The sequence below is a fragment of the Chitinophaga solisilvae genome (assembly GCF_009928525.1).
GTDB classification, from domain to species: Bacteria; Bacteroidota; Bacteroidia; order Chitinophagales; family Chitinophagaceae; genus Chitinophaga; species Chitinophaga solisilvae.
The window spans coordinates 408902-425134 of sequence record NZ_JAABOK010000002.1; the positions used below are offsets into that span (position 1 = coordinate 408902).

At 48.0% G+C, this 16233-nt stretch carries 13 protein-coding genes; 10 read left to right on the forward strand and 3 right to left on the reverse strand.

The window, feature by feature from the left end; genetic code table 11:
* Window positions 1-147: 147 nt before the first annotated feature.
* Window positions 148-1716, reverse strand: a complete 1569-nt coding sequence (guaA, locus tag GWG06_RS04455) for a glutamine-hydrolyzing GMP synthase (protein ID WP_262888670.1) — start codon at window positions 1714-1716, stop codon at window positions 148-150.
* Between the two features lie 64 nt (window positions 1717-1780).
* Here guaA and GWG06_RS04460 point away from each other — a divergent pair, with 64 nt between their 5' ends.
* The 10 genes from GWG06_RS04460 to GWG06_RS04505 all read left to right on the forward strand — a co-directional run bounded on the left by GWG06_RS04460 (window position 1781) and on the right by GWG06_RS04505 (window position 11269).
* Window positions 1781-2515: a head GIN domain-containing protein gene (locus GWG06_RS04460; protein WP_127035151.1), complete on the forward strand. Its 735-nt coding sequence runs from the start codon at window positions 1781-1783 to the stop codon at window positions 2513-2515.
* A 280-nt stretch (window positions 2516-2795) separates the two neighbouring features.
* Window positions 2796-3716 carry a dialkylrecorsinol condensing enzyme gene (locus GWG06_RS04465; protein WP_127035153.1) on the forward strand — a complete coding sequence of 307 codons (921 nt, stop codon included), beginning with the start codon at window positions 2796-2798 and terminating at the stop codon, window positions 3714-3716.
* Window positions 3717-3919: 203 nt separating this feature from the next.
* Entirely contained in the window at window positions 3920-5056 is a 1137-nt protein-coding gene (darB, locus tag GWG06_RS04470) for a dialkylresorcinol biosynthesis protein DarB (RefSeq protein ID WP_127035155.1), read from the forward strand.
* Window positions 5057-5081: 25 nt separating this feature from the next.
* Complete coding sequence (gene DarG, locus GWG06_RS04475) at window positions 5082-5480, forward strand: flexirubin biosynthesis protein DarG (protein ID WP_127035157.1); 399 nt, start codon at window positions 5082-5084, stop codon at window positions 5478-5480.
* A 109-nt stretch (window positions 5481-5589) separates the two neighbouring features.
* The gene (gene darH / locus GWG06_RS04480; RefSeq protein WP_127035159.1) at window positions 5590-6594 is read left to right on the forward strand and encodes a BtrH-related acyltransferase DarH; all 1005 of its coding nucleotides are present in this window, start codon (window positions 5590-5592) and stop codon (window positions 6592-6594) included.
* 1 nt (window position 6595) lies between these two features.
* The gene (locus GWG06_RS04485) at window positions 6596-7342 is read left to right on the forward strand and encodes an ABC transporter ATP-binding protein (RefSeq protein WP_235938143.1); all 747 of its coding nucleotides are present in this window, start codon (window positions 6596-6598) and stop codon (window positions 7340-7342) included.
* 18 nt (window positions 7343-7360) lie between these two features.
* The gene (locus GWG06_RS04490) at window positions 7361-8656 is read left to right on the forward strand and encodes an ABC transporter permease (protein ID WP_160711587.1); all 1296 of its coding nucleotides are present in this window, start codon (window positions 7361-7363) and stop codon (window positions 8654-8656) included.
* Between the two features lie 95 nt (window positions 8657-8751).
* Window positions 8752-9009, forward strand: a complete 258-nt coding sequence (locus GWG06_RS04495) for a phosphopantetheine-binding protein (RefSeq protein WP_127035163.1) — start codon at window positions 8752-8754, stop codon at window positions 9007-9009.
* 12 nt (window positions 9010-9021) lie between these two features.
* A complete protein-coding gene (locus tag GWG06_RS04500; protein WP_160711588.1) occupies window positions 9022-10236 on the forward strand; it encodes a beta-ketoacyl-[acyl-carrier-protein] synthase family protein in 1215 nt (404 codons plus the stop codon).
* Window positions 10237-10252: 16 nt separating this feature from the next.
* Window positions 10253-11269, forward strand: a complete 1017-nt coding sequence (locus GWG06_RS04505) for a beta-ketoacyl synthase chain length factor (protein ID WP_160711589.1) — start codon at window positions 10253-10255, stop codon at window positions 11267-11269.
* Between the two features lie 128 nt (window positions 11270-11397).
* Here GWG06_RS04505 and GWG06_RS04510 read toward each other — a convergent pair whose 3' ends face one another.
* Window positions 11398-11793 carry a DUF4240 domain-containing protein gene (locus tag GWG06_RS04510; RefSeq protein ID WP_127035169.1) on the reverse strand — a complete coding sequence of 132 codons (396 nt, stop codon included), beginning with the start codon at window positions 11791-11793 and terminating at the stop codon, window positions 11398-11400.
* A 20-nt stretch (window positions 11794-11813) separates the two neighbouring features.
* Window positions 11814-15989, reverse strand: coding sequence for an RHS repeat-associated core domain-containing protein (locus GWG06_RS04515; protein ID WP_160711590.1), 4176 nt, complete (start codon window positions 15987-15989; stop codon window positions 11814-11816).
* Window positions 15990-16233 lie beyond the last annotated feature (244 nt).

A 16233-nucleotide genomic window follows, 5' to 3' on the forward strand; every position in this document is an offset into this window, starting at 1 on the left:
ATTACGAATTACGAATTGCGAATTACGAATGTAAAAGCGAAGAGCTAAACGTAGATTAAAGGTGATGTTTAATAAATATCCCTGATAATCTTCGTTTAGCTCTTCGCTTTTACATTCGTAATTCGCAATTCGTAATTCGTAATTACTTTATTCCCATTCTATCGTTGCCGGTGGCTTGGAACTGATATCATATACCACGCGGTTAATGCCTTTTACCCTGTTAATGATGTCATTAGACATTTTAGCGAGGAATTCGTAAGGCAGATGGGCCCAGTCGGCGGTCATACCATCGGTGGAGGTTACGGCGCGGAGTGCCACGGTAAACTCGTAGGTACGTTCATCGCCCATTACGCCTACGCTCTGTACGGGCAGGAGGATGGTACCGGCCTGCCATACTTTATCGTAGAGTCCTGATTCGCGTAATCCTTCGGTATAGATAGCGTCTGCATCCTGGAGCATGGCTACTTTTTCCGGGGTGATGGCGCCGAGGATACGGATAGCCAGTCCTGGTCCGGGGAAAGGATGACGTCCGAGGAAAATCTCGCTGATGCCTATTTCACGGCCTACGCGGCGTACTTCATCTTTAAAGAGGAAGCGCAGCGGTTCAACGAGCTGCATATTCATTTTTTCCGGCAGACCGCCCACATTGTGATGCGATTTGATGGTAACAGAAGGGCCGTTTACAGAAACGGATTCAATCACATCCGGATAAATGGTGCCTTGTCCGAGGAAAGATATATCTGTTAACTGGGTAGCTTCCTGCTGGAATACTTCTATAAACAGGCGGCCGATGATCTTACGTTTTTGTTCAGGGTCAGAAACGCCTTCCAGCTGGCCGTAGAACATGTCTTTGGCGTTTACACCTTTCACATTGAGGCCCATGTGTTTGTAGGATTCGAGAACGGTTGTGAACTCGTCTTTACGTAACAGGCCGTTATCTACGAAGATGCAGAAGAGGTTTTTGCCGATGGCTTTGTGGATCAGCTCTGCTGCAACGGTGGAGTCCACGCCGCCGCTGAGGGCCATTACCACGCGTTTGTCGCCTACCTGTGCCTTGATTTTTTCTACTGTTTCCTGTACAAATGCAGCCGGTGTCCAGTCCTGCTGGCAGTTACAGATGTGTACCAGGAAGTTGCGGATGATCTGTTTACCTTCCAGGGAGTGTGTCACTTCCGGGTGGAACTGTAAACCGAAGATAGGATTAGCAGCGATGGTGGTGCTTTTGAAAGCGGCTACCGGGATATTTTCCGTGGTAGCAATAATATTAAAGCTTTCCGGAATGCGTTTGATGGTATCGGAGTGGCTCATCCATACCTGGCTTTTCGCGGAGATGTCGTATAATAATTTTTCCTCTCTGTCATTGTGTTCCATAAAGGCGCGGCCGTATTCGCGGATATTGCTCTTGGCAACTTCGCCGCCAAAGTTTTTGGCCATCAGCTGTGCGCCGTAGCAGATGCCCAGTACAGGCACTTTTGCGGCAATGGCTGCGATGTCGATGGAAGGCGCATTCTCTTCGTTTACAGAGAACGGGCTGCCCGATAAAATAACACCCTTGATGGTATCGTCCCACTGAATGGGCTGAAGACAAGGTTTAATTTCGCAATAAACATTCAGTTCACGGATGCTGCGTGCAATCAGCTGTGTGTATTGGGAACCGAAATCGAGGATAAGTATCTTTTCTGTCATGGTGGTGCAAAGATAAAGGCTTGCCGTCAAAATTCGGTTTTGAAAATATAAAATCAGAAATCTCGTCGTATCTTTCTGCCATAATCTATATTTTATGCAACTAAAATCATTCCTGTGCCGCACCCTGGTAGTAGTCGCTGTGCTGGCGCTTCTCCAGTCCTGTAATGTAACCGGCCAAAATCGTATTAAAGGCAGTGGTAATGTAATTAAAGAAGAAAGAAATATCCCTTCCTTCACCCGTATCAAAGTGGAAGGCAGTATGAACCTGTATCTGTCACAGGGTCCTGCAAAGGCGGCTTTGATTGAGGCGGAGGACAATGTTGCGCCGCTGGTGGAATTTGTGGAAGAAGACGGTAAGCTGAAAGTACGTTTCAAGAGAAATACCAGTATCAACACGCATAAGGGGGTAAACATCTACCTGACAACACCTGAAGTGAGCGAGGTGGCGCTGGCAGGTTCCGGCGATGTAAAGCTGATGGATAAATTCAATTCCAGAGAAGATATGGCCATTAAATTATCCGGTTCCGGTAATTTGAAAGGCAGCGTGAATGCTCCTGCTGTAAAGGCTTCCATAGCCGGCTCCGGAGATATGTTCCTGGATGGCGAAACGAAGAATGTGAGCGTTTCTATAGCCGGTAGCGGTGATTTTGAAGGAGAAGGCCTCTTATCCGAGGACGCAAAAGTGACTATAGCCGGCAGCGGTAGCGCTAGCGTACACGCCAGTGTAAAACTGGAGGCAAAAATTGCCGGTTCCGGTGATATAAAATATAAGGGCACTCCGCAGGTATCCAGCTCTGTAGCGGGTTCTGGCTCAGTGCGTAAAATATAGCCAGCAATATTTACAAATTTTTAACATTTTCAATATCATATAAAGCACACTTTTGCTGTTAATAGATTGGTTTTGAAAAAGATCAAAGTCCTTTTGTCCAGATACTGCCACAATGCAACAAAGCCGGTTGAGGCAGTATCTGGCTGGGGCACAAGTAACCTGACTCCCGGTAAATACCCCCTTTCTCTCCCTGTGATCTGTCAAATTATCATTAAATGATATAAATAATCGTGCTTTTTTGTAAGTTTACAGTTTGAATTGTTGAACTCCTATTCCTTTTATGAACGAAAGACCGAAGGTGCTGGTTGTGTATTATACACAAACAGGACAATTAAAAAGGATCATAGATCATGTGTTGGCGCCGCTGAATGGCCATGTGGATGTAACTTATGAGCAGCTGGTTCCGGTAAGACCATTCCCTTTTCCATGGGGAAAGCAGGAATTTTATGATACCATGCCGGAAACAGTGCAGGGAACACCACGCGGGATTGAACCATTGAAAGTGGATGTGAATACGCATTTCGATCTGGTACTGCTGGCTTATCAGCCCTGGTTTTTATCTCCTTCACAGCCCACAGCCGCCTTCCTGCAAAGTGAGGCAGCAGCCAGGCTGCTGAAAGGTAAGCCCGTTATCACCCTGCTGGGAAGCCGCAACATGTGGCTCAACGCACAGGAGAAAGTGAAGGGCTATCTGCATAAAGCGGGTGCACAACTGGTAGGTAATATTGTACTGGTAGATAAATCACCGAACCTGGTTTCCCTGATTACCATCCTTCGCTGGGCATTCAAAGGAAAGAAAGAGGCAACACGCTTTCTGCCGCAGGCGGGCGTTCAGGAGAATGAAATCCTGACATCCGGCCGTTTTGCGACCCCGATAGGCAGTGCGCTGTCTGCAAAAAAATGGGACGACCTGCATCCGCAGCTGCTTTCACTGAATTCAGTAGAGCTGCTGCCTAACCTGGTACTGCTGGAAAACAACGGTATCAAGGCTTTCCGGTTCTGGGCAAAGTTCATCAGCGCCAAAGGCGGACCTGGCGCGGCTTCCCGTCAGGGAAGAGTAAGTATGTACAGAGGACTGCTGTTGGTAGGCATATTTGTGCTGACACCTATTACATTAATATCATCCCTTATCAGGTTAAACCTGAAGAGGAGTGAGCTGGAGCGCGAAGTGGAATATTACAAGGGTATTGGCTTGCGTTAACATGCCTTTTCCGCATCTTTAAGGGGTCTGCGGGAAGATACTATGCCGGCGCCCCATGGCGTGATAATTGTAATTCCGATTAGAATTATATATTTACGCCCATATAAACCGTATAATTTAAACATGTTTATCACCGCGGCATGGCTGACTACAAGCAGTTATGACCCAGGTATGGCAGCCTTAAAAAGACGAATTATTTTCAAATGAAGGAAGTTTATATTACCAGGCTATCTAAATTTTTACCGAATAAGCCTGTTGAAAATGATGATATGGAGAGCATCCTCGGAATGGTTGATGGAAAAGCTTCCCGCGCGAGACTGAAGATTTTGGGCAACAACAAAATCAAAACGCGTTACTATTCCCTGGATAAGGAAGGTAATTCCACGCATTCCAATGCAGAGATGACGGCAACAGCCGTAGCGGAATTATTTGATGATAAATTTCCTATCAGCAAATTACAGTTACTGGCATGTGGTACCACATCGCCGGATCAGCTGCTGCCCAACCATGCTGCTATGGTACACGGCCTGCTGAAATGCCAGCCCGTTGAACTCATTGCCGCTACCGGCGCATGTGCAGCAGGTATGCAGGCCTTTAAATATGCGTGGATGTCTATCCGTTGTGGTAATACTTCCAACGCTGTAAGCACCGGTTCTGAAAAATTCTCTGCCTGGATGCTGGCGCAGAAGTTTCAGCCGGAAGCAGAAAACCTGAAGAGTCTGGATGAAAATCCGATCATCGCCTTTGAAAAGGATTTCCTCCGCTGGATGTTGTCCGACGGCGCCAGCGCGGCCCTGTTCCAGGACAAGCCCAACGAAGAGGGGCTGTCACTGCGTGTAGACTGGGTAGAGATCCTGTCTTATGCCAACGACCTGGAAACCTGCATGTATGCCGGCGCCATCAAAAATACCGACGGCAGCACCAAAGGCTGGATTGATATGACACCCGAAGAATGGGCACAGCACAGCGTTTTCTCTTTCAAACAGGATACCCGCCTGCTGGGAAAAAATATAGTTCCTTCCGGAGCACAAATGTGGAAAGAACTGGTGGAACGTCATGACATCAACCTCGATGAAATTGATTTCTTCCTGCCACACCTGTCATCAGAATTTTTCAGATTGAAGATAGATGAGGAAATTACGCGTCTCGGCGTACCTATTCCGCTGGAAAGGTGGTTCACCAACTTGGCCAATGTAGGAAACGTTGGCACCGCTTCTCCTTACCTGATGCTGGAAGAACTCATGAACACCGGACGCTTTAAGAAAGGACAGAAAGTGATTATGATGGTGCCGGAAAGCGCCCGCTTCTCTTATGCTTACGCACAGATAACAGTGGTATAGATATTCACTTCTAAAAACTGCAGACATGAAAAAAGAGGAAGTACCACAGGACGGAGATAACCTGCATGAAGGTACATTCAAGCAGATTATGTACGCGGTGGATAATTCCGGCAATTATGTGCAGGTGCAGAGTGCCGGGTGGGAACCGGAAAATATTGCACTGACACAGGCCTGGGAAGAAGTAAACGACAGGGTGGAACAGGCACGCAAACGCGTACTGGCCGGAGAAATCAGCCCTGTAGCCTTTTATATGGAAAAAAATATCATGGACCTGGCCCTGCTGGCCAGCTATGTTGGCAAATTCCAGTGGCAGGTAAAGCGGCATATGAAGCCCGCTGTGTTCAGACGCCTCAGCGATAAAATGCTGCAACGTTACGCAGATGCTTTTAAAATCAGTAAGCAGGATTTACTGCAGGTAAAATAATCACGCATAAACGCAAAGCAGCAAAGCAGCAAAGCAGCAACCATAACAGGATAAATGTATCCTTGCTGCTTTGCTGCTTTGCGTCTTTGCAGGCACATCAACAAATTTTATGAACAATCATCCCTTCCATCATACGCAGACTGCACATTGTGAAAGTGGCGTTATCTCTAACCTGCTGGGGCATTACGGCTTACGTATCAGCGAGCCGATGGCTTTCGGTATCGGCGCCGGGATCTTTTTTGCGCATCTTCCCTTTGTGAAAGTAAATGGCGTTCCCGGCACTACCTACCGTATCTGGCCGGGAGCTATCTTCCAGCGCGTGTGCAGCAGGCTTGGGGTAAAAATGGAGACAGCGAAATTTTCTTCTCCCGAAAAAGGAATGGCGGCACTGGATACTGTAATTGCCACAGGAACCCCTGTAGGATTGCTCTCCAGCGTTTATTACCTGCCTTATTTTCCGCCGTCCTACCGCTTCCATTTCAATGCGCACAACCTGGTAGTCTATGGAAAACAAAACGGACAATACCTGGTGAGTGATCCGGTAATGGATACCGTTACCGAAATAGATCCGGAGAGCCTGGCGCAGGCCCGCTTTGCCAAAGGGTTTCCGGCCCCCAAAGGAAAAATGTATTACCCGGTGCATGTGCCCGATGTAGCCTCTTTCGAAAAGCCTGTCAAAGAAGGAATACAGCAGGCCTGCCATTATATGCTGAAAATACCCTTCCCGATGTTTGGCGTAAAAGGTATCCGCTACCTGGCCAACCGCGTGAAAGATTATCCCGCTAAAGTCGGAGAGCGTAAATCCGCTTTGTATCTCGGCAACGTCATTCGTATGCAGGAAGAAATCGGTACCGGTGGCGCCGGCTTCCGCTTCGTATATGCGGCCTTCCTCCAGGAAGCTGCCACCCTGCTGAAGAAGGACGAACTGAGTAAACTGGCCGCGGAGCTGACGCAAACCGGAGATCTGTGGCGTAACTTCGCCTTTTCAGCAGGCCGCGTCTGCAAAAGCAGGGCTGCCGACAATGTATCATATAAGGAACTGAGTGAGATGTTGCTGCAATGCGCTGCCGCAGAAGAAGCATTTTTCCGCAGACTGGCGCAGGTAAAATTTTAGTATGACCAGCATAGCTGTAAAAGAATTGTGTAAAACCTACCGGGGAGCAGCAGCGCCAACGCTGAAAGGATTGTCGTTTGCCTTCCCTGAAGGGAAAATTGTGGGGCTGCTGGGGCCTAACGGTGCAGGAAAAACTACTACCATCTCTATTCTGTGCGGTCTGGTCAGTGCAGACAAAGGCGATGTTACCATCCATGGCCTGCATCAGGACGCCGCTCACCGCGAAGCCATCAAACGTATTATAGGAATAGTGCCGCAGCAGATAGCGCTGTATCCGCAATTAACAGCTGTGGAAAACCTCACTTACTTCGGTAACCTGTATGGACTGAAAGGGCCGTCATTGCTCTCAAAGATCATGCATTACCTGGAAGTGTTCGGGCTGGAGAAAAGTGCACATAAGGAAATTCATAAATATTCAGGCGGGATGAAAAGAAGGGCAAATATAATTGCCGCCATCCTGCATGATCCCCGGCTGGTAATACTGGACGAACCTACCGCTGGTGTGGATGTTCAGTCGCGCAGCATGATCCTGCAATTCCTGACGGAATACAACCGGCAGGGCGCCAGCATCCTGTATACTTCCCATCTGCTGGAAGAAGCACAATCCATCTGTGAAGAAGTAGCCATTATGGATGAAGGCAGCCTGATTGTGCAGGGAAAGCCCCTGGAGCTGATTGCGCAACTGCCGCAATGCCGCAGCCTGGAAGATGTGTTTCTGCATTACACCGGTCACGCATTGAGGGATTAATTAAAAGTGAAAAAAGCTATGCTCAGATTATTGGCTACCATAAGAAAAGAGTGGCAGCTGCTGTTACGTGATAAAACGGGGCTGATACTCCTGTTTATAATGCCCGTGGTACTCATTACCGTGATGGCGTTAATTCAGGATGCGCCGTTTAAAGACTACCAGGAAGTAAAATTTGATATACTTACGGTAGATAATGATCACGGACGGCTCGGAAGATATATCAGGGAAGGACTGGCCAGTGGCGGGCAATTCAATATCATTGACTCACTGGAAGGCCGCCCCGTGACGGAAGCACAGGCGAAGGAGCTGGTGAATACCGGGAAGTACAAAATCAGTATCATCATCCCCGGCGGCGCTACAGCAGCTATCGTGAGCAATGCCAACCGTATTGTAAATGACATTACAAAACGTATGGGCATGACCGTTAGTCTGCCTGTTAAGCAGCAGAATATTTCCCCGGACGTTATCATTTACTTTGACCCCGCCGCCAAGAAAGCCTTCAAAGGCGCTATTCATCAGGCGCTTGACAACTTTCTCACGCAGGTGGAAACAGATATGCTGCTGGACAGGATCAAAATGCAGCTGCGCAGCCGAGATACCACCATCGCCGCCGCCAATGATACGCTGCCGATCAGGCTGCAGGCCGTGGGGCTGAAAGAACATGCCACCGGCAGCAGCAAACAGCTGGATGTGGTTTCCAACTCCGTACAGCACAACGTACCGGCCTGGAGCATTTTTGCCATGTTCTTCATCGTTATTCCCATTGCCGGTAATATGATCCGCGAAAGGGAGGATGGCAGCCTGCTCCGGATGAAACTGATACCCGGATCCTATCTGGCTATCCTCGCCGGAAAGATGCTGTTTTTTGTCGGCATCTGTATGCTGCAGTTTTACCTGATGATGCTGGTGGGTATTTATATCCTGCCGCTGCTGGATCTGCCGCGGCTGGTGATGGGGCATGACCAGGGAGCTACCCTGCTGGTGGCCGCCGGTATCGGACTGGCAGCTACCGCCTATGGTATCCTCATCGGTACCCTGTTCAAAACGCCTAACCAGGCGCTGAATTTCGGCGCTATCTCCATCGTTATCCTCTCCGCTATCGGCGGCATATGGATTCCGCTGGAGATCATGCCGCCCGTGATGCAGGCAGTAGGGCACCTGTCGCCGCTCAGCTGGGGACTCGACGCCATCAACGATATTTACCTGCGCAACGGAAATATCAGCTTCGTATGGAAGGATGTCGGCAGACTGGTACTCACCGGACTGGCCATGCTCGCGATAGCCGGCCGGGTTGAAAAAAGAAGAATGAACTGATAAATATTTTCAAAACAATAGTAAAACTGTATTTTTACTCCCCGCAAGGGCATTCGTCTGTTGCTGGCAGCAGGCGATAAACCTACAACACAATTATGGAAGAATTAAAAAAGAAATTGAAAGAGCAGATCATTGAAGCACTGAATCTGCAGGATACTAAACCGGAAGACATTGATGACAATGCGCCGCTGTTCGGAGAAGGACTGGGCCTGGATAGTATCGATTCGCTGGAACTGATGGTACTGCTCGAAAGACAATACCATATCAAAGTGGAAGATCCCCGCGAAGGACGTAAAATCCTGCAGTCTGTTCAATCAATGGCTGAGTTTATACAATCCAAACAGCCTGCATAGGTAAAGAGCTATATGGCGGAAAGAGTGTTTATAACAGGGATGGGAATGATCACCGCCATAGGTGATAATGTGGCCGGAAACCTGAAACAGTTGCAATTGCAGCGCAGCGGATTGGGCTATACCTCCTATATCAGCACCATCTATAAAGATGTGCTACCCGTAGCAGAGGTAAAGCATGCCAACGATGCCCTGTTTGTACTGGCAGATATTCCACAGCAGGAAGGATTTACACGTACCACCCTGCTGGGCCTTACCGCCCTCCGGGAGGCTTTGCAGCAGGCCGGGATTACGGACGTGCAGTCCGTGCCCACAGGATTTGTCAACGCCAGCACCGTTGGCGGCATGTGCGATACCGAGAAAGTATATTTCGATATTATCAATCCGGAGAAGACAGGCACTTTCTTAAAATATATAGATACCCTGGACTGCGCCGATTGTACACAACGTATAGCCGACACCGTAGGATTCAACGAGTATATTGCCACTATCAGCACCGCCTGCTCTTCTTCAGCCAACGCGCTGATGTACGGCGCACGCATGATTAAGCAGGGCATGCTGCAGCGCGTGGTATGCGGCGGCACGGAAGCGCTCACCCGCTTCACCCTCAACGGTTTCAACTCCCTGAAGAATGTGGACAAACAGTTCTGCCGGCCTTTTGACCAACAGCGCACCGGCCTGAATCTCGGCGAAGGCGCAGCCTACCTGGTATTGGAAAGCGAATCATTTGCACGCGCCAATAACAGCCGGATACTCGCAGAGCTCAGCGGATACTGTAATACCAATGAAGCATTTCACCCTACCTCTCCTTCCCCGGACGGAGACGGGGCCTACGAAGCCATGAAGGCCGCGCTGGCCATGAGTGGGAGAACCCTGGAAGAAGTGGATTACATCAACGTGCACGGCACTGCTACCCTGAATAATGATGTTTCTGAAGGCAAAGCACTGGAACGCCTCTTCGGCGAAAACGTACCGTTGTTCAGTTCCACCAAACCCTTCACCGGACACACCCTGGCGGCAGCAGGCGCTATCGAGGCTATCTATTCCGTACTCGCTATCCGCAACGGATTGATATTCCCGAATCTCAATTTCTCAGAAAAAATGGAAGAGCTGAACATCACACCGGTGACAACCCTGATGGAAAACTTTTCTGTAAATAATGTTATTTCAAACTCATTCGGCTTCGGAGGAAACAACGCCTCCCTGGTGATCAGCAAATATGAAGGTTAAGTGTTACATACAAGGAATGGCGGCCATTTCCCCGCAACATACTTTTGACGGGGAGATGTTTTCTGCGCCGCTGGTGCATACAGACAGTAACCTGCTTTCCTGTATAGAACCTGATTACAAGCCGTTCATTCCCGGCAACAGCCTGCGCCGTATGACACGGGTACTGAAAATGGGCCTGACAACCGCCCTGAAATGTATGCAGGACAGCGGCCTCGGAACACCTGGCCCTATTGTTACGGGCACCGGCAAAGGCAGCCTGCAGGATACAGAGAAGTTTATCAGGGAAATAGAACAGTACAAGGAAACAGCCCTGAATCCAACTCCCTTTATCCAGTCTACCTACAATTCAGTCAACGGTCTGATTGCCCTGCAGCTGAAATGCACGGATTATAACAATACTTTTGTACATCGTGGTTTTTCCTTTGAGAACGCGCTGCTGGACAGTATCATGCTGCTGGCAGAAGGGGCGGCGAATACGCTGACCGGCGCTTTTGAAGAGATGACCGCAGAACATTTTTACATTAAAAGCCGTATAGGCTTCTGGAAGACAACGCCCACAGACAGCAGCGCGCTGTACAGCCATTCTTCCCCGGGCTCCGTTGCCGGCGAAGGCGCAACATTCTTTGCACTAACGGCAACGCCTACTCCAAAAAGCTATGCCGCCATCACCAGCTTCCGGATGTTGTATAAACCCACTGCAGCAAAGCTGACAGCGATATTGCAGCAATACCGCGAAGGCGTGGACCTGGTCATCAACGGGCGCAACGGAGACAGCAATCATGAACATTATTACCAGGCCGCAGACACAGTACTGACAGGTATTCCACAACTGCCCTTCAAACATCTCTGCGGTGAATACGATACTGCCGGTGCATTCGGCTTATGGATGGCCGCACACCTGCTCCGCTCACAGCAAATCCCAACACAATGGTTCCCTTCCGGAACAAAATTGCCTGCACAGATTAACCGCATATTATTATACAACCACTTCTACGGAGAACAACACTCCGTAATCGTGCTCGAAAAAACGTAAATATTTTATTATTTGGTTATTTGAGATTTGGTTATTTAAAATGCAGCGGAGATTTCCGGGAAGATAATATTTTCTTCTGTCCGGAAATCTCCGCTGCATTTTAAATAATCAAATCTCAAATAATCAAATTAATAAATGCCGGTGGACTCGCCGTACTTTTCTTCAAAAACGTCGTCTGCGACGCCATTGAGGATGGTTTTGGTATTTCCGAAAACGGAATGGGGGACCTTTTCCGGATGATTAATGATATCTGCATAATACGCCTTCCCTTTGCTCACAATCCAGTGAGAAATATCTTCGATACCATCTTCAGATGATTCCATATAATCCGTAAAGGGTTCGTCCTGCAGCTCAACGGCAGCATCTATGAATTGTTCCTGAAATCGGAGGATATCATCCCTGTCCATAGGCAGCAGAATTTCACGGAGAGCGGCTTTATCTTCGTGCGCTTTGCTGATAATATCCCAGAACCAGTCTGTAAGGTGGCTGTATTCCGGTGGCAGCTTGATTGATGCATTATCCATGACGGTTGTTTTATATGTTGTTAACTGTTACATTTTGGAACGAGATTTCCCTTTTTATCCCACTTATACTCATCCCGGTGTTTCCGGCTTAACCTGGTAAACGGCACTCCGGGACCATCCCTGCCAAGGCGGTTATCGGTATTATCCCATGGTAACGGATGTCCCTGTTCAAGGAAATAGTTACGCACCTGTTTCTCAACAGCCTGAATAGTATGGCTGTTACTTTTATCAATGGTTAATGCATCCACTACCAGGTTCCTGCCGGTTTTCTTGCCAGCAGTCTGATATTTTCTGAATCTCTCTGTTATGGTGCTGGCTTCTGTTTTCCCTACTTTCAGTAACTCTCCGGTGTCGGCATCTTTCAGCACGTATACAACACCTTCCTGATTTCCGTTCAGGCTGACAGGCCGCCATTTTTCAAACAGGTTAAATGATTTGAAATTCTCGGATGTAATCAATCCGTCCAGACCATTTAATCCGAATACATCAATCCAGGTGTTGGTATTTTTTACATATCCGTATAGTTGCAGCCCGCCCTTTAAGCCTGCAGGGTCCTGACTGATGTAAATGCCTTCATCCGGACTGTAATAGCGGTAACGGTTGTAGTATAATCCCGTTTCCGTGTCTTCATATTGTCCCTGATACCTGAATGGTATGAGGGAGCGTTCACCGGCTAACTTACGTATCTTCCCGTAGATATCCAATTCGCATGACCATACCTTATTTCCGGCTTCGTCATATGCTTCACAGGGCGTGCCCAGATGATCGTGGATAACGGAAAATTTTTGTCCGTTGATAAGTTTGGCAGCGGGAATAAAGGTCTCCTCTTCAAATACCCATGTAGTCAGGGTTTCAGACGGAACAGGTTCAGGATGGCTTAACCGTATTTCTCCCAGTTCATCAACAATGGTAACAGGTTGTTCTGCAACGGGGTAATGCCATTCATGCAACAGCACATTACCATCCCATACAAAGCGGGTAACCTGGCCATTGAACTGTTTTTTTATGCGGCGTCCCAGCGGATCATACCAGTATTCCGCTGATTTGCCATCAGGGCGATGCACTTTTTTCAGCATACCGTTGCTGTACCATTCATATGTCCATACAGCCAGACCGGCAGGCGCCGCGTTTGAAATTTTCTGCTGCAGGTTTCCTTCGTCATCATAAACGAACCTTGCCGTTGATGTTTCCTGTAAAGTACCCCCCGCGCCATATTTGCGGTCCTGCCGGGTAGGTGTCTGATACAGGTTGCCTGATTTGTCGGGAAGCCGGTAATCATATTTTCCATCTTCATATTGTGCCCAGGCGAGATTATTGAAATCATCGTATCCGAATTGCACCGCGCCGTGATGAATTTTATTGATGATCTGTTTGAGTTGCTCGCTTACATCCCAATGGTATTGCCTGAGCCGTGTAATCCGTTCTCCGCTTTGCACCTGGTGGCTTTCAGCCAGCCCGGCCTGGTTGTAGGTCCAGCTGCTGCTGATGCCGCCCGGTAATACCCGTTCAATTTCAAGTCCGGCGAGGTTACGTTGAATATGCATGGACCAGGGGTCTGGTTCAGCAGTTGTAAAAGCCTGCATACTTGTTACATCGCCGGTATCGTTTCGTTCAATATGAATATCCGCGCCCAGGTTACTATACAGTTTTTTTCGCCGGCCGCTCTGGTCATATTCGCTGTTAACAGTGCAGCCGTTCTGCCATTCACGGAGGATATGGCCCAGCTTATCCCGCTGGAATTTAAGGTGACTAAATTCGTTGACAGCTTCTATCAGCTGACCGCTACGGTTATAGCTGTAAGTTTCCCAACTGCCATCGTTATGTTCGGCCCTTGTCAGGCGGCCGTTGGCGTCGTATTCAAATTCCGTCCAACGTTTTCCGGGGCGTTGTATTTTAATAAGTTTACCGGTTGCATCCCGTTCGTAATGACGTGTAATACCATCAAAACCATTTTCCTGGATAATATCTCCGCGGCCGTTGCGAAGAAAACTGTATTTCTCTCCATGTTCATTAATCAGACCAGTCAGCTGTTCATCCCTGTTATAAATGAAATGTACTTTGGCGCCGTTCTGTTCCCGTGATCTGAGGCTGCCCAGCGGCGTATATTCAAAACGCACGCGGCCGTGCCTGTCGCTTGCTTCCAGCACTTCTTCGTAAGCGTTATACTGCAGTTTAATATGATCGCCGTCAGGAAGCTGTACGCCTATGATGCGCCCCAGCGAATCATAGCGGAAAAAATATTCCTGCTGCAGGGGATTAATGGTGTGAATGCATTGGCCCCAGGTATCATACTGTGAAACAGAACGGCCTCCGTCAGGGAGTTGGATAGCAGACAGGTTGTAATCCTTGTCGTATTCAAATGAAATTTCCTTTTCCTGTTCGCTTACAATTTTAACAAGCAGATTGCGGGAATCATATCTGAAGAAAGTAATGCCGGTGTCTGCAACGGTGAGTGTGTGTAACATACCCGTATGCCTGCCTTCGTTATAATAAATGTATGTCCGGGAGTTACCTTCCGGATCGGTGCTTAGTATAAGCCTGTCTTCCTTATCATACAGAAAGGTAGCGGTAGTGCCATCCGGCTGTGTGATGGAAGTACAGTTGCCGCGGTCGTCGTACGTATATCCGGTAACGTTAGCTTCCTCATCAATTTCACGATATATTTCCAGGTCATCCGTATATTCAAAAAGCTGTGAATTGCCCAGGGGATCTTTAATGCGGGTGACTACAAAGTCAGGTGTATAGTAATAGGTAGTAGTATTCCCAGCAGCATTGGTTACCAGATTATATCCGTCTTCCGGATGATATTCAATCCATCCTTCCAGGATACCGCCATCTCCCCGGGTATGGATACAACGTCCCCGGCGATCATATTCCCAGTGAAAGGAATGGCCGTTCCTGTCAGTTTTGGTGGTCATCAGGTGCCGGCTGTACTGAATATGGGTAGATTGGCCGATGGCGTCCGTAATGCCTGTCAGATCGCCGTCCTCACTATATGCATAGCTTATCATGGTGCGGCTGGCGCCGTTGTGATAAGCCGTTACAGCGATAATATGCCCGGCTTCATCGTTTTTTATTTCCAGTTGCCGGTTGGCGCTGTCTGTTATCTGAACAAGGTTTCCTCCGTTATTATAATGAAAGCTGATACAGAAGCCTGCCTCGTTATGGATGGCATACAGGCGGTATTGCGTATCCTGCGGATGTAATAGCCGGAAGCGGTAAAAGAGTCTTTCACTGTGATTAAAAAGGAGGTAGTCATTATCTTCTGTACGGCTGAGCGTGAGCTTTTCGTGGCGGTTGTAATCCTGGCTGCCGGGACTGGCTAAATAGTCAAATACAGCGCTGCGGCCATCTCCCAGTAATACAACTACTGCCTGCTGTTGCATGAATTCCTGTACGCGCAGATCATAGCTGAAATGAACGCCATGCCCCAGTATCCCTTTGTGAGGGCTGTCACTGTTCCAGGTGCGTATCCATCTGAGCGGAACCGGACCGGCAAGTTCAAAATCAGTTGCTTCATTAATGACAATTCCCTGTATCAGATCAACGGGTTCGAAACCTTTTTTACAAAGCAATTTACTCAGCTTATTACTGCCTAATTTAGCCTTTAGTGCATGATTGAATTTAGTCAGCGCCTTTTTGCCCAGTTTTCCCAGCCCTTTCATCAACGCGCCAAATCCAAAAGACATGATAAGATTCAGTACAACTCCCGCCCAATCCGGTACATAGGGGCCGCCTACAAGTACGGGTTTTCCGAACGACAATGGAATGGAATAGGAAGTTGGCAGGTAAAGGCTCGGAATTGGTTTGAATTTTTTACCGGGTTGCAGCGATAAAGGAATACCAATATCGTTACAGGTCATGAGCATATGTCCGGATGGGCTCATGAGGTTATTCTCTACTTTTACCCGTTTACTGCCGAAGAAGTTAACAGAGTCATGGCCTATCATGGGAGCCAGTAAAAAAGGCCCTCCCATGGGAATATGAAATAAAATGATGATTAACCCGCTGGTATCGCTTTTGCCTCGGGGCACGTGATTTACTTTGGTCGTAGCGCCAATGAATGGAATGTAATCCATAGGATCAATCACAAATCCGATGTAAGGGTGTGGCAGGGGAACAGGGAAACCGAATAATATGACGAAATGAATATCCAGCCCGATTACCGGAGTTAAATGTTTATTGGCTATCAGCATACACGCAGCTTTAGAGGGTCAATGCTAAATTGGCAAAGGAGATAGGGGTAAGGACTATATTGAATTTAGTACTTTTCTGTGAAGAACCGAAAGGAAAATAATTGCGAATTACGAATTGCGAATTACGAATGCAGAAGCGAAGATTAAAATGAAGATTTAAGGAGATGTTTAATAGTTATCTTCTTAAATCTTCGATTTAATCTTCGCTTCTGCATTCGTAATTCGCAATTCGTAATTCGTAATT